The organism is Caulobacter sp. GW821-FHT10A06 (assembly GCF_059415805.1).
Map to the genome: position 1 here is coordinate 159541 of NZ_JBWKNY010000009.1, position 24007 is coordinate 183547.

Below are 24007 nucleotides of genomic sequence, written 5' to 3' on the forward strand. Positions count from 1 at the left end.
CTATATCTCCCTCCGTGACCGACACCACCACCGACACCGACGCCTCCCCCCGCCTGATCGGCGCCGCCCTGATCAAGGACGAGGTCACGCGCCTGCCTGACGCGCCGGGCGTCTACCGCATGATCGGCGACGCCGACGAGGTGCTGTACGTCGGCAAGGCCAAGAGCCTGAAGAAGCGCGTGGTGCAGTACGCCCAGGGCCGCTTCCATACCAACCGCATCGCCCACATGGTCGACGCGACGCGGTCGATGGAGTTCGTCACCACCCGCACCGAAGCCGACGCCCTGCTGCTCGAGATCAACCTGATCAAGCAGCTGAAGCCGCGCTTCAACGTGCTGCTGCGCGACGACAAGAGCTTCCCCGAGATCGTCATCCGCCGCGACCACGACGCGCCCCAGCTGCGCAAGCACCGCGGCGCCCACACGATCAAGGGCGACTATTTCGGGCCGTTCGCCAGCGCCTGGGCGGTGAACCGCACGCTGAACACCCTGCAGAAAGCGTTCCTGCTCCGCTCGTGCAGCGACAGCGTCTACGACGCCCGCGACCGGCCCTGCATGCTGCACCAGATCAAGCGCTGCGCCGCCCCCTGCACCGGCCTGATCGGCAAGGACGACTACCAGGCGCTGGTCGACCAGGCCGAAGCCTTCCTGCGCGGCAAGTCCCGTGCGGTGATGGCGACCATGGCCAAGGAGATGGAAGCCGCCGCCGAGGAGCTGGAGTTCGAGCGCGCCGCCCGCCTGCGCGACCGCATCCGCGCCCTGTCGTCCGTCGCGCAGGAGACCCAGATCAACCCCGAGACCGTGGACGAGGCCGACGTCGTCGCCCTGCACGTCGAAGGCGGCCAGGCCTGCGTGCAGGTGTTCTTCTTCCGCGCCGGCCAGAACTGGGGCAACCGCGCCTACTTCCCGCGCGTCACCGGCAATGCCGATGAATCCGAGGACGAGACCACCACCGAAGAGCAGCGGATCCTGACCGCGTTCCTCGGCCAGTTCTACGACGACAAGCCGATCCCGCGCCTGATCCTGGCCAACCTCCAGCCGGCCGAGACCGACCTCCTCTCCGAAGCCTTCGCCCTGAAGAGCGGCCGCAAGGTCGAGATCAGCGTGCCCAAGCGCGGCGAGAAGGCCGACCTGGTCGGTCACGCCCTGACCAATGCCCGCGAGGCGCTGGGGCGGAAGATGGCCGAGGGCAGCGCCCAGACCAAGCTGCTGGCCGGCGTCTGCGAGGCCTTCAAGCTGGAAGCCCCCCCCGAGCGGATCGAGGTCTACGACAACAGCCACATCCAGGGCACCAACGCCGTCGGCGGCATGATCGTGGCCGGGCCGGAAGGCTTCATGAAAGGCCAGTACCGCAAGTTCAACATCAAGAGCACCGAGCTCACGCCCGGCGACGACTACGGCATGATGAAGGAGGTGCTGAAGCGCCGCTTCTCGCGCCTGGTCAAGGAAGAGGAGGAGGGCGACGACGCCAACCGCCCCGACCTCGTGCTGGTCGACGGCGGCAAGGGCCAGCTGGACGCGGCGCTGGAGATCATGGCCGACCTGGGCGTCGACGACATCGCCGTCGTGGGCGTCGCCAAGGGCCCGGACCGCGACGCCGGCCTGGAGCGGTTCTTCATCCCCGGCCAGACGCCGTTCATGCTCGAGCCCAAGTCGCCGGTGCTCTACTACCTGCAGCGCCTGCGCGACGAGGCCCACCGGTTCGCGATCGGGGCGCACCGCACCCGCCGATCCATGGACCTGAAGAAGAACCCGCTCGACGAGATCGAAGGCGTCGGCCCGGGGCGCAAGAAGGCGCTGCTGCATGCGTTCGGATCGGCCAAGGGGGTGGGCCGGGCCAGCGTCGAGGACCTGGTGAAGGTCGAAGGCGTCAGCCAGGCCTTGGCCGAGCGTATCCACGGGTTCTTCCGGAAGAGCTAAGAGCTCCCTCTCTCTTAGAGAGAGGGGTTTTATCCCCTGACAAATCCCGTTCGAGGCCCCGGAATCACGGCTGAAACGCCGCGTTTCCGTCGCGTCCGCGCGCCTTTATCTCTGCCTTGGTGAGGCCAGACAACTGGTCAGGACAATTTGTCCGACCAGATTTCACGCACTTCCCGCATATCTAGCTACGCTCGCCTCCGCATACCCTCTTGTCGAAGCCCATATTGTCCGACAATAATACAAATGAAGCCGCCGCGCAGACGGAGGCCGTGTAATTCAGGGAGGGAACACCAATGACCAATCGGTCCACGACTCCGCGCGCCTATTGGCTGGTATCGACCGCCGCCGCCGCGCTGATCCTCGGCGCCGCCACCGGCGCCAACGCCCAAACCGCCGACGCCGCCCCCATCGCCACCCAGTCCGATGACAACCAGGTCGAGGAGGTCGTGGTGCGCGGCATCCGCGCCAGCCTGGAGAAGGGCCTCGCGGTAAAGCGCCAGGCGACTCAGGTCGTCGAATCCGTCGTCGCCGAGGACATCGGCAAGCTGCCCGACAACAACGTCGTCGAGGCCCTGCAGCGGGTCGCCGGCGTGCAGGTCACCAACCGCTCGGGCGGCGAGGCTTCGGCCATCTCGATCCGCGGCCTGCCCGACATCACCACCACCTGGAACGGCCGCAACGTCTTTACCGCCTCGGGCCGCCAGCTGGCCCTGCAGGACATCCCGGCCAACCTGGTCAAGCGGATCGACGTCTACAAGACCCGCGCCGCCGAGCAGATCGAGACCGGCATCGCCGGCCAGGTCGATGTCCAGACTCGCCGCCCCTTCGACTTCCAGGGGCCAGCCTTCTCGCTGGCCGCGCGCGGCATCTGGCACGAGCAGGCCGACAAGTTTAACCCCAACCTGAGCGCCCTGGTCAGCAACCGCTGGACCACCAACGCCGGCGACGTCGGCGCCCTTCTCAGCGTCAGCTTCGCCCGCACCAAGTTCCGCGACCAGAGCGTCACGGCCGGGGCCGTGGTGCCGTTCATGACCGCCACGCCGGCCGCCGGCTGGACGCCGCTGGAGCGCATCCAGCCCACCGACGGCCGCGCGCCAGGTCAACAGCTGTGGGTGCCGGGCAGCAACAGCGGCCTGCCCAGCAAGGCCGGCTCGACCCTGACCATCAACGGCGTCGCCACACCTTACCTGCTGTCACGCGACGCGGTGTTCGCCAGCGACTTCTACGGCGACCGCAAGCGCCCCGCCGTCAACGCCGCCCTGCAATGGGCCCCGAACGACCGCAGCGAATACACCTTCGAGTTCTTCTACGACGGCTACCGCAACAAGACCTTCAACAGCCTGCTGTTCTCGTTTGTCGACTGGTGGGGGAACCTGGGCCCGAACCCGGCCTCGACCTACACCCTCTATCCCGGCACCAACATCATGAAGACCCGGACCGTCGGCGCGGTCTATGGCTTCAACAGCGGCGACCTGACCACCGCCAAGACCGACAGCTTCGTCTACGCCCTGAACGGCAAGTGGGAGGTCGGCGACCGGCTGCACCTGACGGCGGACTTCGCCTATCAGGACAGCACCTACAGCAGCCAGTTCCTGGCCATGCGCACCGATCGCGTCGCCAACTCGATCACGGTCGATTTCAACCCGGGCAATGGGGTGACGGCGTTCAAGTTCGACAACAACGCCCTGCTGAAAGACCCGGCGCAGTGGAACGTCGCCCAGTTCTACGACAACGCCAACAAGAACGAAGGCGACGCCATCACCCTGTCGTTCGACGGGACCTATGACGCCGACTGGGGGCCGCTACGCACCGTCAAGTTCGGCGGCCGTTACGACTTCCGCGGGGCCTCGGAATCCCAGCGCACCCAGGACGGCTTCCTGGGCCGGCCGCTCAGCACCCTGGACAAGGGCCTGCAGTTCACCAACGAGGGCTTCTTCGACGGCCAGGCCGACGTGCCGACCTCGTGGGTGCTGGCCAACGGCTACTATCTGCACGACCACGCCACCGAGATCCGGGCGCTGTACAAGACGGTCAATCCCAACTTCAAGACCACCGACCAACTGCGCCTGTTCAAGAACTTCAGCGTCGACGAGGCCACCACCGCCGCCTACGTCCAGGCCGATTTCGAGCAGGACCTGTTCGGCCGCCCGCTGAAGGCCCAGGCCGGCCTGCGCTACGTCACCGTCACCACCGACATGGCCTTCAACGACCAGCTGACCGGCGCGCGCAAGCTGGACACCGCCAAGGTCAACGACCTGCTGCCCAGCGTCACGGTCCGCTACGACCTGGCCAAGACTTTCACCCTGCGCTTCAACTACGGCAAGACCCTGCGCCGGCCCAACTTCACGGACCTCAATCCGAACTACAACCTGACCGGCGACCTGACCAATGTCGGCTACGGCTCGGGCACGGGCGGCAATCCGGACCTGGCAGCCACGCGCGCGACCAACTACGACCTGACCGCCGAGTGGTATTTCCAGCCCGGCAGCGCCCTCTACGGCACGGTCTTCCGGCGCGAGATCGACGGGCTGGTGGTCGGCCTGCGCCGCCGCCAGACCATCGCCAACAGCGGCCAGAACACCAACTCGTTCGTCATCACCCAGCCGGTCAACGCCTCGGACGGCGTGCTGAAGGGCTTCGAGGTCGGCCTGGTCTATTTCCCCGACTACCTGCCCGACGTGCTGAAGGGCCTGGGCGTGCAGGCCAGCCTGACCAAGCTGGAGTCGTCGCAGAACGTCCCCTCGACCGACGCCGCCGGCACTATCACCGGCCAGCAGCGGACCTCGTTCTTCGGGGTGTCGAACTTCTCGTACAATGTCACCCTGGCCTATGAGCGCGGCCCGATCGGCGCCCGCCTGTCGTATGTCTGGCGCGACGACTTCCTGAACAACAACGAGGCCGCCCTGTTCGCCAACCCGATCGGCATCTGGCGTCGCCCGGAAAAGAGCCTGGACTTCCAGCTCAGCTACCAGGTGCGTCCGAACATCTCGGTGACCTTCGATGCGGTGAACCTGACCGACGAGATGAGCCAGTCGTACTATGCCTTCGGCGACGCCGGCGGGCCGACCACCGACAACTTCGGCTCGACCATCCTCAGCCGCACCTTCGCGGTCGGCCTGCGGTATTCGTTCTGATCGAGGAGACCAAGCGCATGACCCTCGACCTCAGCCGCCGGACGATGCTGGCCGGCGCAAGCGTCCTCGCGGCAGCCGGCCCCGCCGCCGCCCGCATCTCGCCCGCCATTCCGTCGAACCCGCTGGTGCGCCAGCGGGCCGACGCCCTGATCTTCAAGCACCACGACGGCCTGTACTACATGACCGCCTCGGTGCCGGAGTACGATCGCCTGGCCATCCGCCGGTCGCCCACCCTGGCAGGCCTCTCCACCGCCAAGGAGGCGGTGATCTGGCGCAGGCCCAAGACCGGCAAGCTGGGCGGCTATATCTGGGCGCCCGAGCTGCACGAGATCGACGGCCGCTGGCACATGTATTTCGCGGCCGGCGACGCGGGCGAGCCGTTCCACATCCGCACCTATGTGCTGCGCTGCCTGGACAAGGATCCGATGACCGGCCGCTGGGAGGCTGTCGGCCAGTTCCAGACCCCATGGGACACCTTCACGCTGGACTCGACGGTCTTCAGCCACAAGGGCGTGCGCTACATCCTGTGGGCCCAGGCCGAGCCGGGCATCAAGACCAACAGCAACCTCTATCTGGCGCCCCTGAAGACCCCGACCACCCTGGCCCGGCCGCCCGCGCGCCTGACCGTGCCGACGCTGGACTGGGAGATCCGCGGCTTCAAGGTCGCCGAGGGCCCCGCCCCGCTGCATCGCAACGGCAAGCTGTTCATCAGCTACTCGGCCAGCGCCACCGACGACCGCTACTGCCTGGGCCTGCTGACCGCCGACGAGGACGCGGACCTGATGTCGCCCGATGTCTGGAGCAAGTCGCCCGAGCCGGTCTTCAAGACCTGCGAGGAGACAAAGATCTGGGGGCCGGGCCACAACTCTTTCACCGTCGACGAGCAGGGCCGCGACGTCCTCGTCTATCACGGCCGCGACTACAAGGAGATCAAGGGCGATCCCCTGTTCGACCCCAACCGCCACACGCGCGTGCAGCGGCTGTACTACAAGCCCGACGGGACGCCGGACTTCGGGGTTCCGGTGGGGGCGGGCGAGGTCCCGGACCGGTTCAGCCCGCTGGATCGGCCGGGGAGCTTCCTGCGCCATGACGGCGATCGGCTGCTGGTGGGCGCGGGCCCGCTGCCGACCACGCAGTTCCGGCAGAAGCCGGGCTTGGCCGGGGCCGGGACGGTGTCGCTGGAGCCGATCCTGAAACCGGGCTCGGTGCTGGCGGTCGGGGCCAACGGGGCGGTGGAGATCGTCCCGGCCGGGAGCGGTGACCCCAAGCGCGCCAGCTTCAAGCGCGGCGTGGGCATGGCCGGCAAGGGCGTGTCCTTCGCGGCCCTGGGCGGCGGACACCTTCGGCATCGGGATGGCGTGGCGGTTGTCGGCGCCGGCGATGCGGGCGCGGCGACGTTCACGGTGAGCTGAACCGGCGCCCATGCCTCCACCGGAGATTGTCGCCGCGACGCCCGCACGCTAGCGTCCCGCCAACCACGCGGGAGGCGGCATGTCGAAGACCCACAAGGGGATCACCCGTCGTCAGGCGGCTGGCGGCGCGATCGGCCTGCTGGCGGCGGCGCAGGCCGGCTGCGCCCACGCCGCGCCCTCCACGCCTGGACCGAAGCTGAACCAGGTGGGCTATGCCCCCGGCGCGGCCAAGCGGTTCGTGCTGACCGTCGCGCCCGGCGACGCCGCCGCCCGCGCCTTCACGGTCGAGACCCTGACCGGCAAGCGCGTCTTCACCGGCAGGCTGGACGACAAGGTCCACGACCTGACCGTCACGGCCGGCGAGCACGTGCGGACCGGCGCCTTCTCGGCCCTGACCACGCCCGGCCGCTATCGCGTCAAGGTGGGCGAGCAGGCCTCCGCGCCGTTCGGCGTGGCCGAGGGGCTGTACGGGCCGCTGATCCGCGACGCCGCCCGCGCCTTCTTCCTGATCCGCGCCAGCGTGGCGATCGACGATCCGGTGACCGGCATTCGCCACGCCGCCGGCCACCGCGACGAGGCCGCGCTGATCGTCGACGGCCAGAGCCGCGACCTGACCGGCGGCTGGTACAACGCCGGCGACTACGGCAAGTGGACCCACATGGCGGCGATCAGCGTCAGCCAGATGATGTGGCTGCACGAACTGCGCCCCGCCCCGGCTAGCGCGCTGAAGCTGGGGATCACGCCCCTCTATCCGGACCTGCCCGACCTGCTGCAGCAGGCCCGCTGGGGGCTGGAGTGGCTCTTGAAGATGCAGAACCCCGACGGTTCGGTGCTGCACAAGGTCGACTCCGGCCCCAATGTCTATGCCTGGGGCCAGCCGCCCGAGCGCGATCCGCATCCGCGCGTGGTCCAGGCCGGCGGCAGCCTGGACGCGGGCGTGTTCGTCGGGGCGACAATGCAGGCGGCCCGGGTGTTCGCCTCGCTGGACCATGCCTTCGCCGTGCGTTGCCGCGCCGCCGCCCAGCGCGCCTGGACCTGGCTGGAAGCCAACCCCAAGGTCATGCGCGACGACGTGAACTACGCCGATCCCGATCCGCGCCAGGAGATCCTGTGGGCGACCTGCGAGATGGCCGCGGCCACCGGCGACGCCGCATTGGGCGCGCGGGCGGCGGAAACCTTGAAGGCGATCGGCGTCTTCCCGTTCTTCTGGCCTTCGCCCCAGGTGCTGGGAACGATGAGCCTGGCGCGCGGCAAGAGCGAGGCCGCCGCCACGGCGCGTGCGGCGATTGTCGAGACGGCCAAGGCCGTCGCGACCGACGCCTCGGCCGACCCCTACGGCTTCACCCTGCGCCCGCAAGCCTACTCCTGGGGCTCGGTCGAAGTGGCGCTCAACACCGCCGTCATCTGCCTGTTCGCCGCCGAACTGGGCGAAGCGCCTGCGCGCAACACCGCTCAGCGGCTGCTGGACTACGTGCTGGGCTGCAACGCCCTGGACCACAGCTTCGTCACCGGTCACGGCGAGCGCGCCACGCGCCGGCCCTATCACTGGACCTGCCGGGTCTGGGGGATCGTCATGCCGGGCTGGGCCAGCGGCGGCCCCAACGGCGGCGCGCCCGGCGCCGATCCGCGCCTGAAGGTCCTGATCGACGCCAAGACCCCGCCGGCCAAGTGCTTCGTCGACGCCTGCGAGAACGACGGCTCCTGGGCCTCCAACGAGGGCCAGACCAGCGAGAACGCGGCCCTGCTGCTGGCGACGGGGCTGCTGGGACTTTGAGGGGCGACCGGTTGGCCTGCGCCAACAACGCCCTACCTAGGACAACATGGCTATCTGGCTGCAATATCTGATCGCGTTCGCCGCCCTGGTAGTGCTGGCCCCGCTGGTCGCCTGGCTGGCCCACCGGTTCGGGTCGAAGGCGAAAGGCGGACTGATGCTGGCCTCGGTGCTGCTGGGCTTCGGCGCGGTCCTGGACCAGCCGGCCAAGCACGCGATCGAGGCGGCCGAGCCAGTGAAGGGCTCGCCGGAAAACGACGGGCCTCCACTCGACTAGTCGGTCAAATTCCAAATATTAACCAGTATTTACAAGAAATTAATTCTAGTAGACCTGAAACCAGCTAGCACTTCAGACATTCCATTGCTCAGGAGGATGAGCATGGAACAGATTTCGGTGCTCTTGGTCGAAGACAACGCCGCCCTGCGGGCGATGAGTCAGGCCATGCTCGCAGCGGCGGGATATCGCGTGCGGGTCGCCGCCGACGCCGACGAGGCGCTGCTGCGCCTGGGCAGCGAGCCGCTCTCCGCCCTGGTCACGGACATCAATCTGGGCGCCGGAGCCGACGGCTTCGACCTGGCCCACCGGGCGCGGATGGCCGATCCGGGCCTGCCGGTGGTCTATGTCTCGGCCCGCTGCGCCCACCGTTTCCCCAGCGAGGGCGTCAGCCGCTCGGAGTTCGTCGCCAAGCCGATCGCGCCATGGGAGCTGTTGCAGGCCCTGGGCCGCGCCCTGGAGGCCCGGCCATGAGCCTGCAAGTCGTTCTCGTCGTCGAAGACGAACCGCTCGTCCGGATGAGCGCCGCCGAGGCCCTGCGTGACGAGGGCTTCACCGTCTACGAGGCCGCCGACGCCAGCGAGGCCCTGGAAGTCATGGAAGACCACCAGGAGGTCGGCGTCGTCTTCACCGACATCGACATGCCCGGCATGAGCGGCCTGGAACTGGCCGACGAGATCCATCGCCGTCGCCCCGCCGTGCGCTGCCTGCTGACCTCGGGCCGCGCGCGTCGCCTGGCGGCGGGCGATCCTTTCCTGCCCAAGCCCTACAGCCTGGGCCGGCTGGGCGACGCCATCCGTAAAGCTGCCTGAAAAAGCTTCACTTGACCGAACGCCGCGATGTGAGGAGATAGCCTCAACCTTAGATCGCGGAGCGTTCAATGCGCGGCATGCTGCTTGTGGCCCTGGCCTTCCTGACGCCTGCCGCAGCGCACGCCGTCATCCCGCCGCCACCGCCCAAACCCCAGCCGCAGCTGGTCACCTACGGCCCGACGCCGACCACCTTTACCTGCGGCAAGGGCCAGGCCCGCCTGCTCGAGGGCGCGCCCGTGCCGATCCGGACGCAGCAGAGCTACGTCTCGATCGAGGGCCAGTTCGGCTCGCCCGCGCCCGAGCGTTACACCTTCGGGGTCGATGCCGAAGGCCGGTTGATCGACCTGAAACCCGACACGCCCCGGGCGATCGACAGCCAGGCCGCCCTCATCGCCAGCTGGCGGTTCGCGCCCGGCGCTCCGGCCTCGGCCTGCAAGCTACCGCTGACGGCCACCGTCGTTCCGCTGGAGCTGGCTTCGCCCGCCCAGCTGCTGCAGGCCCAGATCGCCGAGTGGCGCAACACGCCGGCCTATGTGCGCAAGGCCCTGGACGCGCTGGGCAACTGCGGACAGACCCCGCGCCGCCGGCCGCAGAACATCGCCTATCCGGACATCCGTCCCTTCGGCGACCGCACCGTCGACCCGGCCTGGGCGGGCATGACCTACGACATCGACGCCGACGGCGCCGTGCGCAACCTCCAGATCGTCACCCAGCACGGCGAACAAGCCTTCGCCGACGCCGCGGCCGCCTCGGTCGCCGAAAGCCGCTTCCAGACGGGCTCGCCGCGCACCGGCTGCCACGCGGTGTTCAAGGCCGGCCTGAAGGCGTCGCCGGCCACCAAGCGTCCCGACGCCTCGTCCTTCGAACGCCCCGGCGACGCCTGCCCCTTGAAGAAGGTCCCGCTGCCCGAGGTCATGCCCTACCCGCCGGCCTATGCCGAGCGCCGCGTCGGCGGCTGGGCGATCGTGCGGTTCGACGTCGCCCCGTGGGGCCAGGTCGGCTCGGTGGAGGTGCTGGCCTCGCAGCCCACGCAGGCCTTCCGCGTCGCGGCCGGCGACCTGATGCAGCGCATCAAGGTCCCGGCTCCGCCGACCGGCTATCGCGGCTGCGTCATGCCGATCATCTACGCGACCCCGGCCGTGGTCGACGAGGATTACTAAAGACTCGAAACGAGGACCTCATTTGCCCCTCGGCTGGAACCTTAGCTCTCCCGTTCCGTTTTGAGCTTGAGTGTTTCTTCCCGAAGGGGGCCGTGATGGACCATCAAGACCAAAAGACCTTCGAACGCGATCTGATCGCCCTGATCCCGCACCTGCGCGCGTTCGCCCGCTCGCTGTGCGGCGACGCCACCGCCGCCGACGATCTGGCGCAGGACGCCGTCGCCAAGGCCTGGGCCAGCCGCAACAGCTTCACCATGGGCACCAACATGAAGGCCTGGACCTTCATGATCCTGCGCAACCAGTTCTATTCCGACAAGCGCCGCAGCTGGCGCTCGGTGGGCCTGGACCAGGAGACCGCCGAACGGACCCTGGTGGCCAACACCAATTTCGACAGCGCCATCGCCCTGGACGACCTGCGCCAGGCCATGATGATGCTGCCCGAGAGCCAACGTGAAGCGCTGATCCTGATCGGCGCCGGCGGCTTCTCGTACGAAGAGGCGGCCGAGGTGATCGGCGTCGCCGTCGGCACGGTCAAGAGCCGCGTCAGCCGCGCCCGCGCTGACCTGCTGCAGATCTTCGAGACCGGCAACTACGAACGCGATGGCCTGCCCGTGCACGAAGCCATGGGCAGCATGCTGAAGGCGCTGGAGCGTCTGGCGGCTTAAGCCTCCAGCTCCGCGCACGCCGCGCAAAACGCCGTGAGATCGGCCTCGTCGTGATAGACGGAGAGGCCGATCCGCAGCACGTCGTCGCGGACGTCGACCACGACACCCTTTTCGGCCAGCGCCTGTTTCCAGGCGCTGGCCTTTTCGTGCCGTAGCGCCAGGAACCGCGCCTGCGGGCCATCCCCCGGCGGGTTCAGCACCAGCGCGCCCCTCAGCGGGTCGGCGGCTGCCAACGACCGCATCAGCCCGCCCACATGCGCGGCGATCGCCGCCGTGGTCAGGCCTTCGGCCTCCAGCATCCGGCCGGCCGCTACGAAGCGATAGAGCCCCGACGGGTCGAACGTCGCGCCCATGAACCGCTGGGCGTCGGCGGTGTAACCCACCCCGCCCGGCGGCCCCTCCAGGTCGCCGAACTCGGCGTACCAGCCGGTCAGCACCGGACGCGGGCCAAAGCCCGGCGGCGCATGCAGGAACGCCGCGCCCTCGCCCGCCATGGCGTATTTGTAGCCGCCGGCCAGGTAGAACACCCGGTCCGCGACGCTTGCCAGGTCGGTCGGCACGGCCCGGAAGCCGTGATAGCCGTCGACCACCAGCCACGGCCCCTCGGGCTTGGACAGCGCCGCCAGTTCCCAGACCCGGTCGAAAACGTACCCGGTCTTGAAGAACACGTGGCTGACGAAGATCAGGTCGTAGTGGCCTGTCCGCGCGGCGTTGATGAACCGCTCGGCGAAGTCCGGACGCTCGCTCTCCACCAGGGTCAGCTCGATCTCGCCGGCCTCGACCCAGCGCTGGGCCTGGCGGCGGAACGAGTGGAACTCGCCGTCGGTCGACAGGATGCGAACAGGCCTGCGGGCCACCGCCGACTTCAGCACCGCCAGCAAGGTGTGGGTGTTGGGCGCGAAGACCACGGTGTCGGACGACGGCAGGTTCAGTTCGCGCGCGACCAGGCCCTGCGCCGCCGGATAGACCTCGCCCAGCACCTTGTCCCACTTGTGGTCGGCCAGCATGGCGGCGTCGCGCCAGACATCGACCTGGGCGTCCAGCGTCACGTCCGGCCACAGGTGGTGGCTGTGGGCGGCCATGTGCAGGCGGCCAGGGACACCCAGCGCCCGTGAGAACAGGTCCTTGCGCGCGGTCATTAGAGCTTGCCCCGCAGTGTCCACAGCTCCGGGAAGGCCCGTCGGCGCAGGGTCGAGGCCAGGTAGCCGATGCCGTCGGTGCCGCCCGTCCCCGGCCGGCCGCCGATGATCCGCTCGACCGTCAGCACGTGCTTGTGCCGCCAGGTGACCAGAGCATCGTCCAGGTCGACCAGCTTCTCGGCCAGCTGGTACAGCTCCCAATAGCGCTGCGGGTCGCGATAGACCTCCAGCCAGGCGGCCTCGACCGCTTCGGACGGGACATAGGCTTGGGTGAAGTCGCGGCGCAGCGCCGCGTCCGGCACCGTCAGCCCATGCCGCGGCAGCTGGGCGATGGCGACGTCGTACAGGCTGGGCGCGGCCAGCGCCGCCTGCAGCAAAGCGAGGCCGTCCGAGCCCTCCTCTTGGAACTTCAGGAAGCTCTGGTCCTTCAGGCCCAACATGTATTCCAGGGTGCGAAACTGGGCCGACTGGAAGCCCGAGCTGGTCCCCAGCGAGCCCCGAAAACTGAGGTAATCGGCCGGCGTCATCGTCGCCAGGATGTCCCACGACAGGGTCATCACCGTCTGGATCCGCGACACCCGCGCCAGGGCCTTGTAGGCCGGCTCGACATCGCCCGCCGCGATCAGCCGCATGGCCAGGCCGACCTCGTGGATGATCTCCTTGAGCCACAGCTCCTTGGTCTGGTGGATGACGATGAACAGCAGTTCGTCGTGCCGATCGCTCTGCGGCTGTTGCGCCGCCAGCAGGGTGTCGAGCGCGAGGTACCGCGCGTAGGTCATGTCTTGCGCCATGGAAGAACCCTAGGCTGTTCGCGACGGCACATTGTCCTCGTTTGCGCGGGCGATGGCGAGCGGGCTAGAACAATGTTCCGATCCAGCCGCCACAGACAGAACGAATGTCCATCCTCAGCCGTGTCGACCTGTCGATCCTCCGCATCCTGGAGGCCGACGCCCGCATCTCGTTCGCGGCCCTGGCCGAGCGGGTAGGCCTGTCCAAGTCGCCCTGCTGGTCGCGCGTCCAGGCCCTGGAAAAGCAGGGCGTCATCACCGGCTACCGCGCCCGCATCGACGCCAAGGCCGTCGGCAAGGGCCTGACCGTCTACGCCCTGGCCACGGTCGAGTTCGCTCGCGCCGAGGCCTTCGAAGCCGCCGTCCTGCGCCACCCGGCCATCACCGAGTGCCACTCGACGGCCGGCGACGGCGACTACCTGCTGCGCATCGTGGCGGCCGACGTCGCCGATCTGGACCACCTGCTGCGCAAGGACCTGAGCCAACTGCCCGGCGTGCAGCGCTATACGAGCACGGTGTGCATGAAGGCGATCAAGCAGGACGGGCTGCTGACGGCGGGGCTCTAGAGCTTCACGAACGGCGCCAGCCAGCGGCCCAGCCGTCCCGGCAGCTGGATCTGACCGTCCAGGGCCGCCACGCACAGGCAGGGCTTGGGCGAGACCACCCGTTGCTGGTGAGTGATGCTGGCGTCGGCTTCTTCGAAGTCGCCGGGTTCGAACACGCCGTCGTTGGTGGCGTAGGCGCCTTCGATCACGCAGGTCAGTTCGACGCCGCCGTGGGTATGGACCGGGGTGCATTGGCCCGGCGCGATGCGCAGCATGATGACGCGGCTGTCGCCGTCGCGAGGGCCCAGCACGTCGCGCACCTGGACGCCGGGGCCGACCCAGCGCCAGCGGCTCAGCGGGAAGTGGCGCAGCGGTTCGGGGAGCGTGGGGTCGCTGCCCTTCACGATCTCTCGAGCCTCGGCCGGCGTCGGCGCTTCCAATCGCGCCAGGACGTCGTCGCGCGCGCGCTCGTCCAGGGCTAGCGGCGCCAGATCGTCCAGCATCGCCCCGCCGACCCCCTCGCCCAGTTGGGTCCAGGCGCGGCTCTGCGGACGCAGGGCCAGGTGGGTGGCGACGACCACGGCTTCGGGCGGACTGAGGGTCCCGGCGGCGTAGGCGAGGAGACGCTCCTCGCTGGGCAGGCGGCGCAGGCTCATGACCGGCCTCCCGCTTCGCGCTCGATGAAGGCGCGCAGCTTCATCATCCCGAACCGGATCCTGGCCTTGATCGTGCCCAGTGGCACGCCCAAGGCTTCGGAGATCTGGGTGTGGGTCTGTTCGTGGAAGAAGGCCATCTCGATCGCCTGGGCCTGGTCGGGGTTGAGGGACGCCATCGCGGCCCGGACGCGCTGGCCATCCTGCACGCCGGCCAGGATGGCGTCGGGTTGGGGCGGATCGTCGCCCGGCGGCGCCTGGTCCTCGGCATAGACGGCGCGGTCGCTGCGGCGAATGCTGTCGATGCGCAGGTTGCGGGCGATGGTGAAGATCCACGCCGCCGCCGAGGCGCGGGTCGGATCGAACAGGTGCGCCTTGCGCCAGACGGCCAGCAGGGTCTCCTGCGCCAGCTCCTCGGCGGCCACGGGGTTGGAGCCGGTGCGCACCAGCAGCGCCTTCACGCGCGGCGCATAGTGGTCGAACAGCCGCACGAAGGCCTCGCGGTCGCCGTCCAGGGCGATCCGCGTCACGCAGCCGTCGAAGTCCCGCGAGGCGCTCACCGCGCGGGGTCTCCGGATGCCTGAGGAACGTGCCTGAATCGCATGCATGGCCATGATACGGGACGAAGCCAGGATTGGACTAAAAACAGCTCACGCCGGCTTTCCCAGCGTGACGGGGTGAGCGGGCGGCGGCGGGCGGCGGCGCAGGCCGATGCCGCGCGCCAGGATGCGGACGGCTTCCCAGTGGATGCCGGCGATGACCTTGAAGCTGAGCAGCGGGTGGCGAATCCAGGCCTTCAGCAGGCCCGCATCGGTCAGGGCCGAGCGCTGGCCCCAGAAGGTGGCGGTCAGCACAGGTTCGTCGCCCCGGCGGACTCCGACGGTGACCGACACCGCCTCGCCGGGCGGGCTGATCTCGAAGTCGTAGGCCAGGTCCATGTCCATGAACGGCGAGACGTAGAACCGCTTGGGCGCGGTCTGGCGCACTACAGCGCCTTGGGTCGGCGTGGCCGCCAGATAGCTGTGGCTCTGCCCAAAGGTGTTGCGCACCTCGTAGAGGATCGCCGCCAGGTCGCCGTCGGCGCGGTGGCAGAAATAGAGGCTGAGCGGGTTGAAGCCGTAGCCCAGGATGCGCGGCATGCAGAGCAGCCGCACCGGGCCATCGGCGACGATGCCGGCGTCGGCCAAGACGCCCTGCGCATAGGCCTTCAGGTCCCCGCCGGTTTTGTCGCCATGATCGGCGGCCCGGAACGACAGCAGGCCAAAACGCCCGGCGGTCAGCAGCTTCAGCCGCCCCAGCACCGAAGACAGCTCGTCCAGGTCCAGCAGCAGCATGAAGATGCGATAGCGCAGCCGATGGCGGCGCGGCGAGAACCGCGCGTGGGTCACGACCCCTTGGTACAGAGCCGAGGCCTCCATGATCAGGCGGCCCTGGCGAACTCGACCAGGCCCGGTCCGGGTCCGACGAAGATCCGGCCGCTCTCGTCGTCGACGCTCCAGGGTCGGCGCACGCCGCCCAGCTGCTCGGCCACGGCCAAGCCCGACTGCAAGCCATCCTCGTGGAAACCCGCGCCGAACCAAGCCCCGCAGAACCAGGCCCGGCGCACGCCTTGCAGCGCCCACAGGTCGCGCTGGGCCGTCAGGGCGGCGGCGTCGTAGTGCGGATGCTCGAAGCTGCGGACCTCGTGCACCAGTTCCTCGCGGGGCTGGATGTGCGGGTTCAGGGTGACAAACAGCGGCGGGGTCTGGGGCAGGCTCTGCAGGTGGTTCATCCAGTAGCTGACGCAGCCGCTGGCCGGATCGTCGCGGCGGCCCAGATGGTTCCAGCTGGCCCAGGCCATCCGCCGCTGCGGCATCAGGCGGCGGTCGCGGTGCAGGACGACCTCGTTGGTGGTGTAGCGGAAGGCGCCCAGCAGGGCCTGCTCGCGGGCGTCGGCGTCGGCCAGCAGCGACAGGGTGGTCGGGGCGTGGGTGGCGAACACCACCTGGTCGAAACCGGTCTCGCGGCCGTCGGTTTCGAGAACCCGCACCCCGTCCTCGGTCCGGCGCACGGTCTGGATGCGGGCCGACAGGCGCAGGCGGCCGCTGAACGCCCGGGCCAGGCCCTCGACATAACGCCGGCTACCGCCATCCACGGTGCGCCAGCTGCGACGGCCGACGAAACGCAGCAGGTCGTGGTTCTCGAAGAAGCGGATGAAGGCCGCCGCCGGGTGCTCGCCCGCGCCCTCGATGCTGGCCGACCAGATCGCCGCCGCCATCGGCAGCAGGTGGTCCTGGCTGAGCGCCGCGCCATAGTCGTTCTCGCGGAGGTACTCGCTCAGCGACACCACCGGGTCGAGCGTCGCCAGGTGCCCCGGCGCGGTGCGGTAGAAGCGGTGCAGGTCGCGCAGCATCGACCAGAAGCGCGGGCGCAGCCACGCCCCCGGCTGGGCGAACAGCGAGGCCAGGCTCTTGCTGCCATATTCCAGCGCCCCGTCGTCCAGCGAGATGGCCAGCGACATGTCGGCCGGCTTGGTCGGCACGCTCAGGTGCTTAAACAGCGCCGTCAGGTTGGGATAGTTGACCTCATTATAGACGATGAAGCCCATGTCGACCGGGATCGGGCCGCGCGGCGTCGCCACCTCGACGGTGTGGGCATGGCCGCCCAGGCGGTCGCCGGCCTCGAACAGGGTGACGTCGTGGCGCTGGCTCAGCAGCCAGGCGCAGGACAGGCCCGATATGCCGGCCCCGATCACGGCGATCCGCTGCGGGGCAACTTTGGAGTCGGACGGGCCAGCCTGCATCGGAAGTCTCCCTGGTTCGAAGACGGTTACGGGCGAAGCCGGCGAACGGATGGATGCATCCGATCGGTTTTTTGGCGCGTAACCCTCGCATCGTCCCCGGATGGAGTTCGTCATGAGAATGCTGGCCGCCTATGCCGCCTCGCTGGTCGCGTTCGTCGCGCTGGACTTCGTGTGGCTGAGCCTGATGGTCGAGCGGATCTATCGCCCCGCCCTGGGCGACCTGCTGGCCGCCAAGCCCCGGATGAGCGCGGCCGTGGCCTTCTACCTGGTCTATGCGGTCGGCCTGGTGGTGCTGGCCGTCGCGCCGGCGCTGAAGGAGGCCAGCCTCTCCCGCGCCACCGTCGGCGGACTGGTGCTGGGGGCGGTCGCCTACGCCACCTACGACCTGACCAACCAGGCCACCTTGCGGACCTGGTCGACGAAGCTGACCCTGGTCGACATCGCCTGGGGCGCCGTCGCCACCATGCTGGCGGCCATGGTCGGTTACGCCGTCGCGCGGCTCATCGCGAAGTAGACCCCTCCCCCTTTGCCCGCAACGCGGCTAAACCAGAGCTATGGTTCAGTCGCCTATACCCGTAGTCGTACCCGCTCCGGTCACGCGTACCCGCGCCGGCAAGCGCCTTTCGATCGTCGCCCCCTGCTATAACGAGCAGGAAGTCCTCGACCTGTTCTTCGATCGGATCGAGGACGAGCTGGCCAAGCTGGGCGTCGACTACGAGATCGTCTGCGTCAATGACGGCAGCCGCGACCACACCCTGGCGGTGCTGCTGCGCCATCACCAGCGCAACCCGAAGATCAAGGTCATCAACCTGGCCCGCAACTTCGGCAAGGAGACCGCGATGTCGGCCGGGCTGGACGCCACGACCGGCGACATGGTCGTGCCGATCGACTGCGACCTGCAGGATCCGCCCGAGCTGATCGGCCAGTTCATCACCGCCTGGGAGAACGGCGCCGACGTCGCCTATGGCGTCCGCGTCGACCGCAGCGCCGACAGCTTCCTCAAGCGCCTGACGGCCCAGGGCTTCTATCGCGCCTTCAACCGCCTGTCGGATGTCGACCTGCCCTATAACGCCGGCGACTACCGGCTGATGGATAAGCGGGTGGTCGAGGTGCTGCGCCAGCTGCCCGAGCGCAACCGCTTCATGAAGGGCCTGTTCGCCTGGGTCGGCTTCAAGCAGGAGGCCATCCCCTACGCCCGGCCGGAGCGCGCAGCCGGGACCAGCTCGTTCCGCTACTGGAAGCTCTGGAACTTCGCCCTGGACGGCATCACCTCGTTCAGCACCGCGCCGATCCGGGTGTGGAGCTATGTCGGCCTGATCGCCGGCGTGCTGGCGGCCCTGGCGGCGGCGTTCCTGGTGGCCCGCACCCTGCTGCAGGGCAACAACGTCCCCGGCTATCCGTCGTTGATGGTGGTGATCCTGACGGGCTTCGCGATCCAGATGCTGGCCATCGGCTCGCTGGGCGAATACGTGGCCCGCATCTATCAGGAGGTGAAGGGCCGCCCGCTGTACGTGGTCATGGACCGTCACGGCTTCGACGGCCAGGGCCCGGACGCGTGATGTCGCACAGTCTGTTGACCCCCGAGCGCCGGGCCTTCCTGGCCTCGGCCCTACGGTATGGCCTGGCCGGGGTGCTCAACACCCTGGTCGGCTTCTCGATCATCGTGGCCCTGGACGTGGGCCTGCATGTCGATCCGCACCTGGCCAACGCCATCGGCTATGCGATCGGCATCTGCGTCAGCTTCCTGCTGTCCAAGTTCTTCGTGTTCAAGGCGCGCACGACCAACCGCTCGGCCCCGCTGCGTTACGCGGTCGCCGTGGGCGTGGCTTTCGCGCTGAACCAGGGCGTGCTGGCCCTGGCCACCCTGCTGCTGCCGCCGCACGGCGCGATCTGGAGCGTGGCGGCGCAGGGCGCGGCGGCGGTCAGCTATACCGGCGTGCTGTTCCTGCTCAGCCATTTCTGGGTGTTCGCGCACAAGGGCGCTCCGACCGACAAGGGGGCCGCATGGAACGCCTGATCTACGAGCGCATCCGCGAGCTGGAGACCGAGCACTGGTGGTTCGTGGCCCGGCGCGGGATCCTGCGCCGCCTGATCGCCCGCACCGGCGTGCCGGCCGGCGCCCGGATCCTGGAGGTCGGCTGCGGCGCGGGCGGCAACGTGCCGCTGCTGCGCGAGTTCGGCACGGTCAGCGCCGTGGAGCCCGACCAGGACTCCCGCGAATACGCCGCCGAGCGCCTGGGCCAGCCGGTGGAGCACGGCCTGCTGCCCGACGGCCTGCCGTTCGCGCCCGAGACCTTCGACCTGGTCTGCGCCTTCGACGTGGTCGAGCATGTCGATGACGACGCCGGCGCGGTGGCGGCCCTGGCGCGGCTGGCCAAGCCGGGCGGAGCGATCCTGACTACGGTGCCGGCCTATCAGTGGATGTGGGGCCACCACGACGTGCTGCACCACCACAAGCGCCGCTATCAGCTGCCCGCATACCGGGCGCTGTTCGAGCGCGCGGGGTTGGAGATCGAAGCGGCCACCTACTTCAACACCCTGCTGTTCGCGCCGGCCGCGGCCCAGCGCGTGTTCAAGCGCCTGATGGGCGACGAGAGCGCCGACGACGCCATGCCGCCCGCGTGGCTGAACAAGGCGCTGACGGCCGTCTTCGCCCTGGAAGGCCCGCTGGCGACGGGCGCCGGCCTGCCGTTCGGCATGTCGATCGCCGTGGTCGCCCGCAAGAAGGCTTAAGAGCAGCCCACCCCCTACTGAGCCAGGCGGATCTCCTGCACCGCCACGCCCAGCATCCGCGGGTCCATGCTGGACACGCGGGCGTCAGGGACGTCCAGCGTGAACCGGATCGGCTGGCCCGGCTTGACCACGTCCTTGGGCACGGTGAAGCGGTAGAGGATGAAGGCGGTCGGATCGACGGCCTGAGTCTCCAGACGCCGCCCCTCGGCATACAGGGTCAGGGCTTGGGGCCGCAGGGGCTGGTCCGAGAAGCCGATGGCGACGATGTCCACCTGGAACGGGCCGGGCTTCAGCGTCGCCGGCGGCGTCAGGGTGAAGGTCGCCTTGTGGGCCAGGGTCCAGATGCCCTTGCCGCCCGGATCCAGCTTCGACCAGCCCTCCCCAAGCACCGGCGCGGTCAGCGGCTGGTCCAGACGCACCGACAGCAGCTGGACCTTGGCGCCCAGCTGGCCGGGCTCCATCGGCTCCAGTCCGGCGATCCCGCCCAGGTCGCGGCCGCACAGCACCCCGCGCTTGAAGCGGTAGCAGTCGTGGCGCTGGTTCACGGTCTCCAGCACCCCGCCCTCCATCGCGCCGCCGCCCATGATCACGGTGATGCGGCGATCGCCCGGCGCGGCGTCCTGGCCCAGGGTCGGGTCGATGACGTCGCAAGGCAGGTCGTTGTTGCGGGCGGTGCCGAAGGTGTTGGTCGTGCCGCCGCTGCGGGCCGCCGTCCTCACCAGCTGGGCGACGCCGCGCAGGTCCAGCGGCGAGTTCGAGCAGAAATAGGTCGGGCGGAACGTCCAGGTCCGGCCGCGGATCGCCGGGGCGCTGATCAGGGCGGGCGGGATGTCCAGCTCGTCGGGCACGGCGAAGGTCGTCCGCACGCCCTGGCGCACGGGGCTGCTGTCATAGGCCTGCACGGCCAGGGCTGCGGCCAGGACGGCCAAGCCGACGCGTCCCGGCAGGCGGGCGACGGCGGCGATGCCCAGGGCCAGCACCAGATAGCCCGGCGCCCAGAAGAACCGGCCATGGGCGCGGAAGATCGACAGCAGGTCGGCGACCTTGCCGTCCGGCTTGGGGAAGGTGACCAGCAGCGCCTTGCCGGCATAGACCGACCAGCCGATCGACCAGACCGTCAGGACCAGCATGGCCAGGATCAGCGGCGTCCAGCGCAGCCAGAAGCCGGGCTCGGGGCGGCGGCCTGCCAGCCGGTCGCGGATCGCCAGGCCCAGCATGGTCGCCACCAGCAGCAGCGACCCGACGCCCAGGAACTGGAAGCCCTCGAAATACTCGCCGTTCGGGGCCAGGGTCCCCTTGAACCAGGCGCCGGTCCAGGTCTGGCCGAACAGGTTCGAGCCCTGCGGCCACACCGGGCCCAGCAGGTTCATGGCGTAGTAGCCCAGGCCGTCCGCGCCGGCGGACACTTGGGCCGCGCCGACATAGCCCAGCACCACGGCCGAGGCCGCCACGGCGGCCAGCACGGCGACGGCGGCGATGGCGACGCGCTTCCAGGCCCCGGCGCGGCGCTGCAGCAGCTCCGACAGCAGGGCCGCGCCGAAGCAGGCGGCGATCGGCGGCAGGTGATAGGCGTGGACGCCGGTGGCCAGCGCCGCCAGGGCGGCGAACCAGCCGATCCGGCGGGGCGTCAGGCCCTCGCGCACCGACGAGACGGTCACGCTCAAGGCAAACAGGATCAGCCAGTGGCCGCACAGGGCGATATGGCCGAACTGGCGGGCGATCCAGCTGGGGAACAGCAGCGCCAGGAAACCGCCCAGCACCAGGGCGACCCGGCTCTTGACGCCCAGCGACCGCAACAGGGCGATCATGCCCCAGGCCTGCAGCGGGTAGCAGAGCATCAGGAAGACGCCCAACGGGTTGAACACCGGCCCCAGGCCCGAGGCCTTCAGCACCAGGGACAGCCAGGGGATGCTGTCGCTGAACACGATCGACACCGGCTTGGGCGTCAGGCCCGAGATCATGGTCAGGGGGAAACCCCAGGGCTGGCGGACATAGGCCTCGTAGGCCGTGGTCATGGCCAGCATGTCGTTCTTGGGATTGCTCCAGAACTTGGCCGAGGCCAGCGGGATGTCGAACCCGAACATGAAGCCGCACAGCAGGATCGGCACGATCGTGACGATGGCGGCGAAGGCGAGCGTCTCGATCTGCGCGCGCGAAAGCTGGCTTGGAAGACGCATGGATTCCCCCGGTACGAGGGTCGCTGCATAGCATTGAACCCAAGGTTGGACACCCCCGCGCCGGAGGTCGCCCCACCGTCGACGCCACACACAATTACGATTGTAATTAGTTTAGAGTTGTAATTTCATAAGCGCGACGCTGATCAGGGGAGACGACGTCGTGGCGATCAAGGACTTCGGGACACGCAAGGTGCGGCGCTCGTGGGTGGCGCTGGCCATCTCGACGGTGGCGGTGGCCGGGACGCTGTGGGCGATGGCCTTCACCGGCGTCGACTTCCTGCAGTTCGAGCGCGAGAACGCCCTGCTGCCTCCGCCCTCGGCCGAGCAGGCGGCCCGCTATCGCCCCCGGGCCCAGGCCGAATGGCGCATCGTCCACGCCAATCTGGAGACCCGGCTGGACCAGCGCAGCCCGCTGGAGCTGGGCGCGGTCTGGGCCACCCGCAAAGGCCAGATCTGCGGCATCGTCAACGGTCGCGGCAGCTTCGGGGGCCTGTCCAGCATGGTGCGGTTCTACACCGTCGACCAACGCCCGGTGTTCCACCAGGACGTCGACCACATCCCCTTCCAGCACGCCTGGTTCCAGTGCCGGCGAGACCAGTATGTGATGCTGCATGCGGGCACGGAGGAGCCGGGGTTCTGCGGCAGCGAGTTGGGCCGGCGGCGGTGCTTCAACACCAAGGGCGGGGTCCGGCAATAGCCGGCCTCGCTGTCGCACTTCTTTCACACCAACCGCGCCCGGCAGCGGTTAGAAGGCCTTCCCATCGATACATGTTCGCTTGGGAGACGCCTATGTTCAGAGGTCTTTTCGCCGCCGCCTCGCTGCTGTCGCTGGCGCTCGCCGCTCCCGCCCTGGCCGAGGCTCCCAAGGCCAAGAACGTCATCGTCTTCCTGGCCGACGCCGGCGGCGTCCCGTCGGTCAACGCCGCCAGCCTGCTGGGTTATGGCCAGCCGCTGAAGCTGCACGTCCAGCAGTGGCCGAACCTGGGCCTCAGCGACACCACGCCGGTCGACCAGTTCGTTTCGGACTCGGCCAACGGCATGTCGGCGATCATGACCGGCGTGAAGACCCACAACGGCATGATCAGCCAGGCCCCCGACGGCGTGCGCGGCAAGACCGACGGCGCGCCGACCAAGACCCTGCTGGAATATGCCGAGGAGCGCGGGCTTCGCACCGGCGTCGTCACCTCCCAGCCGATCACCGACGCCACGCCAGCGGCGACCTACGCCCACTCGAACGATCGCAACAAATGGGGCGAGATCTTCCAGCAGGCCTTCAAGCCCCGCTTCGGCGACGGCGTCGACGTGCTGTTCGGCACGGGCCGCACCAAGATCGGCCAGCAGCTGACGGCGGCGGGCACGGGCTTCGACCAGCTGGCCAAGGCCAACAACCGCCCGATCTACGCCAAGCTCGAAGACGCCCCGGCGGCCAACGCCCGCCCCATCGTGGTGACCGAGAACGACCAGATCGACACCCGCGCCGCGACCCTGCGCGCGCTGGACCTGCTGAAGGGTTCGCCCAAGGGCTACCTGCTGGTGGTCGAGTGGGACGCCCACACCGACGACCCGCGCGAAGGCCTGCAGCACATCGTCGACTTCGACAAGCTGATCGCCGAGATCGAGCAGCGCGTCGATCTGAAGGACACCCTGCTGCTGTTCACCGCCGACCACTCGTTCGGCCTGCAGGTCGACGGCGGCAAGCGCGGCGAGCCGTTGCTGGAGGGCTATGACGCCTGGAAGGCTGCCCAGAAGCCGGGCGCCAAGGACGACGACCTCGTCCGGTTGAAGAACGTGATGGTGAACCGCACCCACACCGGCGAGGAAGTCGTGGCGTTGGCCACCGGCGCGGGCGCCGAGCGGGTGCGCGGGTACTTCCCGAACACGCACCTGTTCGACGTGGCGATGGACGCGTGGGGCTGGAAGAAGGACGGGAAGTAGGGTCCCGACTAGATGCTCCCCCGCGATGCGGGGGAGCTGTCGCGGAGCGACTGAGGGGGCGAGTGCCGCCTAGGCCGAGCTAGCCCCCTCCGGCCCTTTGGGCCACCT

At 69.0% G+C, this 24007-nt stretch carries 23 protein-coding genes; 16 read left to right on the top strand and 7 right to left on the bottom strand.

Annotation, left to right across the window (positions count from 1 at the left end; genetic code table 11):
- The first annotated feature begins 2 nt into the window (after positions 1–2).
- The 9 genes from uvrC (at position 3) to AC07NF_RS25095 (ending at position 11147) form a co-directional block, all read left to right on the top strand.
- A complete protein-coding gene (uvrC, locus tag AC07NF_RS25055; protein WP_494633453.1) occupies positions 3–1919 on the top strand; it encodes an excinuclease ABC subunit UvrC in 1917 nt (638 codons plus the stop codon).
- A 293-nt stretch (positions 1920–2212) separates the two neighbouring features.
- A complete protein-coding gene (locus tag AC07NF_RS25060) occupies positions 2213–5053 on the top strand; it encodes a TonB-dependent receptor (RefSeq protein WP_494633384.1) in 2841 nt (946 codons plus the stop codon).
- 17 nt (positions 5054–5070) lie between these two features.
- Positions 5071–6465 (top strand): family 43 glycosylhydrolase, encoded by a 1395-nt coding sequence (locus AC07NF_RS25065; protein ID WP_494633385.1) that lies wholly within the window; start codon positions 5071–5073, stop codon positions 6463–6465.
- Positions 6466–6544: 79 nt separating this feature from the next.
- A complete protein-coding gene (locus tag AC07NF_RS25070; RefSeq protein WP_494633386.1) occupies positions 6545–8239 on the top strand; it encodes a glycoside hydrolase family 9 protein in 1695 nt (564 codons plus the stop codon).
- Positions 8240–8285: 46 nt separating this feature from the next.
- On the top strand, positions 8286–8513 hold the full coding sequence (locus AC07NF_RS25075; RefSeq protein WP_494633387.1) for a hypothetical protein: 228 nt from the start codon (positions 8286–8288) through the stop codon (positions 8511–8513).
- Positions 8514–8615: 102 nt separating this feature from the next.
- Complete coding sequence (locus tag AC07NF_RS25080; RefSeq protein WP_494633388.1) at positions 8616–8984, top strand: response regulator; 369 nt, start codon at positions 8616–8618, stop codon at positions 8982–8984.
- On the top strand, positions 8981–9322 hold the full coding sequence (locus tag AC07NF_RS25085) for a response regulator (protein WP_494633389.1): 342 nt from the start codon (positions 8981–8983) through the stop codon (positions 9320–9322). The genes AC07NF_RS25080 and AC07NF_RS25085 overlap by 4 nt, the downstream gene beginning before the upstream one ends.
- A 68-nt stretch (positions 9323–9390) precedes the next feature.
- Complete coding sequence (locus AC07NF_RS25090) at positions 9391–10482, top strand: energy transducer TonB (protein WP_494633390.1); 1092 nt, start codon at positions 9391–9393, stop codon at positions 10480–10482.
- 95 nt (positions 10483–10577) lie between these two features.
- Positions 10578–11147 carry a sigma-70 family RNA polymerase sigma factor gene (locus tag AC07NF_RS25095; RefSeq protein ID WP_492814956.1) on the top strand — a complete coding sequence of 190 codons (570 nt, stop codon included), beginning with the start codon at positions 10578–10580 and terminating at the stop codon, positions 11145–11147.
- Here AC07NF_RS25095 and AC07NF_RS25100 read toward each other — a convergent pair.
- Both AC07NF_RS25100 and AC07NF_RS25105 read right to left on the bottom strand, forming a co-directional pair.
- A complete protein-coding gene (locus AC07NF_RS25100; protein WP_494633391.1) occupies positions 11144–12286 on the bottom strand; it encodes a kynureninase/PvdN C-terminal domain-containing protein in 1143 nt (380 codons plus the stop codon). The two genes, AC07NF_RS25095 and AC07NF_RS25100, sit on opposite strands and share 4 nt — an antisense overlap.
- Positions 12286–13077, bottom strand: a complete 792-nt coding sequence (locus tag AC07NF_RS25105) for a tryptophan 2,3-dioxygenase (protein ID WP_494633392.1) — start codon at positions 13075–13077, stop codon at positions 12286–12288. Before AC07NF_RS25105 ends, AC07NF_RS25100 begins: the two co-directional genes overlap by 1 nt.
- Positions 13078–13181: 104 nt before the next feature.
- Here AC07NF_RS25105 and AC07NF_RS25110 point away from each other — a divergent pair, with 104 nt between their 5' ends.
- Complete coding sequence (locus AC07NF_RS25110; protein WP_492814950.1) at positions 13182–13640, top strand: Lrp/AsnC family transcriptional regulator; 459 nt, start codon at positions 13182–13184, stop codon at positions 13638–13640.
- Here AC07NF_RS25110 and chrR read toward each other — a convergent pair.
- From chrR to AC07NF_RS25130, 4 genes are all read right to left on the bottom strand, one after another.
- Positions 13637–14275: a cadmium/peroxide/UV radiation responsive anti-sigma factor ChrR gene (gene chrR / locus AC07NF_RS25115; RefSeq protein ID WP_494633393.1), complete on the bottom strand. Its 639-nt coding sequence runs from the start codon at positions 14273–14275 to the stop codon at positions 13637–13639. The genes AC07NF_RS25110 and chrR overlap by 4 nt on opposite strands.
- Positions 14272–14832: a sigma-70 family RNA polymerase sigma factor gene (locus AC07NF_RS25120; protein ID WP_492814946.1), complete on the bottom strand. Its 561-nt coding sequence runs from the start codon at positions 14830–14832 to the stop codon at positions 14272–14274. The genes chrR and AC07NF_RS25120 overlap by 4 nt, the downstream gene beginning before the upstream one ends.
- 90 nt (positions 14833–14922) lie before the next feature.
- Complete coding sequence (locus AC07NF_RS25125) at positions 14923–15690, bottom strand: DUF1365 domain-containing protein (RefSeq protein WP_494633394.1); 768 nt, start codon at positions 15688–15690, stop codon at positions 14923–14925.
- A 2-nt stretch (positions 15691–15692) separates the two neighbouring features.
- On the bottom strand, positions 15693–17054 hold the full coding sequence (locus tag AC07NF_RS25130) for an NAD(P)/FAD-dependent oxidoreductase (RefSeq protein ID WP_494633395.1): 1362 nt from the start codon (positions 17052–17054) through the stop codon (positions 15693–15695).
- Between the two features lie 112 nt (positions 17055–17166).
- Between AC07NF_RS25130 and AC07NF_RS25135 the strand changes: the two genes are divergently transcribed.
- The 4 genes from AC07NF_RS25135 to AC07NF_RS25150 are packed head-to-tail and all read left to right on the top strand — an operon-like array spanning position 17167 to position 19787.
- A complete protein-coding gene (locus tag AC07NF_RS25135) occupies positions 17167–17568 on the top strand; it encodes a DUF2177 family protein (protein ID WP_494633396.1) in 402 nt (133 codons plus the stop codon).
- Positions 17569–17608: 40 nt separating this feature from the next.
- Positions 17609–18613 carry a glycosyltransferase family 2 protein gene (locus AC07NF_RS25140; RefSeq protein ID WP_494633397.1) on the top strand — a complete coding sequence of 335 codons (1005 nt, stop codon included), beginning with the start codon at positions 17609–17611 and terminating at the stop codon, positions 18611–18613.
- Positions 18613–19071: a GtrA family protein gene (locus AC07NF_RS25145; protein ID WP_492814938.1), complete on the top strand. Its 459-nt coding sequence runs from the start codon at positions 18613–18615 to the stop codon at positions 19069–19071. Before AC07NF_RS25140 ends, AC07NF_RS25145 begins: the two co-directional genes overlap by 1 nt.
- The gene (locus tag AC07NF_RS25150) at positions 19059–19787 is read left to right on the top strand and encodes a class I SAM-dependent methyltransferase (RefSeq protein WP_494633398.1); all 729 of its coding nucleotides are present in this window, start codon (positions 19059–19061) and stop codon (positions 19785–19787) included. The genes AC07NF_RS25145 and AC07NF_RS25150 overlap by 13 nt, the downstream gene beginning before the upstream one ends.
- A 14-nt stretch (positions 19788–19801) precedes the next feature.
- Here the strand turns inward: AC07NF_RS25150 and AC07NF_RS25155 are convergent, their stop codons facing one another.
- Positions 19802–21964: a DUF6311 domain-containing protein gene (locus AC07NF_RS25155; RefSeq protein ID WP_494633399.1), complete on the bottom strand. Its 2163-nt coding sequence runs from the start codon at positions 21962–21964 to the stop codon at positions 19802–19804.
- 160 nt (positions 21965–22124) lie between these two features.
- On the opposite strand from AC07NF_RS25155, the gene AC07NF_RS25160 reads away from it, so the two are divergent.
- Both AC07NF_RS25160 and AC07NF_RS25165 read left to right on the top strand, forming a co-directional pair.
- A complete protein-coding gene (locus AC07NF_RS25160; RefSeq protein ID WP_494633400.1) occupies positions 22125–22661 on the top strand; it encodes a hypothetical protein in 537 nt (178 codons plus the stop codon).
- Between the two features lie 92 nt (positions 22662–22753).
- On the top strand, positions 22754–23899 hold the full coding sequence (locus AC07NF_RS25165; RefSeq protein ID WP_494633401.1) for an alkaline phosphatase: 1146 nt from the start codon (positions 22754–22756) through the stop codon (positions 23897–23899).
- Positions 23900–24007: the final 108 nt, after the last annotated feature.

What these genes read in the sequence shown, in the direction of transcription:
- AC07NF_RS25060 (WP_494633384.1), top strand. Translation starts at nt 2,213, where the DNA reads ATGACCAATCGGTCCACGACTCCGCGCGCCTATTGGCTGGTATCGACC.
- AC07NF_RS25065 (WP_494633385.1), top strand. Translation starts at nt 5,071, where the DNA reads ATGACCCTCGACCTCAGCCGCCGGACGATGCTGGCCGGCGCAAGCGTC.
- AC07NF_RS25070 (WP_494633386.1), top strand. Translation starts at nt 6,545, where the DNA reads ATGTCGAAGACCCACAAGGGGATCACCCGTCGTCAGGCGGCTGGCGGC.
- AC07NF_RS25075 (WP_494633387.1), top strand. Translation starts at nt 8,286, where the DNA reads ATGGCTATCTGGCTGCAATATCTGATCGCGTTCGCCGCCCTGGTAGTG.
- AC07NF_RS25080 (WP_494633388.1), top strand. Translation starts at nt 8,616, where the DNA reads ATGGAACAGATTTCGGTGCTCTTGGTCGAAGACAACGCCGCCCTGCGG.
- AC07NF_RS25085 (WP_494633389.1), top strand. Translation starts at nt 8,981, where the DNA reads ATGAGCCTGCAAGTCGTTCTCGTCGTCGAAGACGAACCGCTCGTCCGG.
- AC07NF_RS25090 (WP_494633390.1), top strand. Translation starts at nt 9,391, where the DNA reads ATGCGCGGCATGCTGCTTGTGGCCCTGGCCTTCCTGACGCCTGCCGCA.
- AC07NF_RS25095 (WP_492814956.1), top strand. Translation starts at nt 10,578, where the DNA reads ATGGACCATCAAGACCAAAAGACCTTCGAACGCGATCTGATCGCCCTG.
- AC07NF_RS25100 (WP_494633391.1), bottom strand. Translation starts at nt 12,286, where the DNA reads ATGACCGCGCGCAAGGACCTGTTCTCACGGGCGCTGGGTGTCCCTGGC.
- AC07NF_RS25105 (WP_494633392.1), bottom strand. Translation starts at nt 13,077, where the DNA reads ATGGCGCAAGACATGACCTACGCGCGGTACCTCGCGCTCGACACCCTG.
- AC07NF_RS25110 (WP_492814950.1), top strand. Translation starts at nt 13,182, where the DNA reads ATGTCCATCCTCAGCCGTGTCGACCTGTCGATCCTCCGCATCCTGGAG.
- chrR (WP_494633393.1), bottom strand. Translation starts at nt 14,275, where the DNA reads ATGAGCCTGCGCCGCCTGCCCAGCGAGGAGCGTCTCCTCGCCTACGCC.
- AC07NF_RS25125 (WP_494633394.1), bottom strand. Translation starts at nt 15,690, where the DNA reads ATGGAGGCCTCGGCTCTGTACCAAGGGGTCGTGACCCACGCGCGGTTC.
- AC07NF_RS25130 (WP_494633395.1), bottom strand. Translation starts at nt 17,054, where the DNA reads ATGCAGGCTGGCCCGTCCGACTCCAAAGTTGCCCCGCAGCGGATCGCC.
- AC07NF_RS25135 (WP_494633396.1), top strand. Translation starts at nt 17,167, where the DNA reads ATGAGAATGCTGGCCGCCTATGCCGCCTCGCTGGTCGCGTTCGTCGCG.
- AC07NF_RS25140 (WP_494633397.1), top strand. Translation starts at nt 17,609, where the DNA reads ATGGTTCAGTCGCCTATACCCGTAGTCGTACCCGCTCCGGTCACGCGT.
- AC07NF_RS25145 (WP_492814938.1), top strand. Translation starts at nt 18,613, where the DNA reads ATGTCGCACAGTCTGTTGACCCCCGAGCGCCGGGCCTTCCTGGCCTCG.
- AC07NF_RS25150 (WP_494633398.1), top strand. Translation starts at nt 19,059, where the DNA reads ATGGAACGCCTGATCTACGAGCGCATCCGCGAGCTGGAGACCGAGCAC.
- AC07NF_RS25155 (WP_494633399.1), bottom strand. Translation starts at nt 21,964, where the DNA reads ATGCGTCTTCCAAGCCAGCTTTCGCGCGCGCAGATCGAGACGCTCGCC.
- AC07NF_RS25165 (WP_494633401.1), top strand. Translation starts at nt 22,754, where the DNA reads ATGTTCAGAGGTCTTTTCGCCGCCGCCTCGCTGCTGTCGCTGGCGCTC.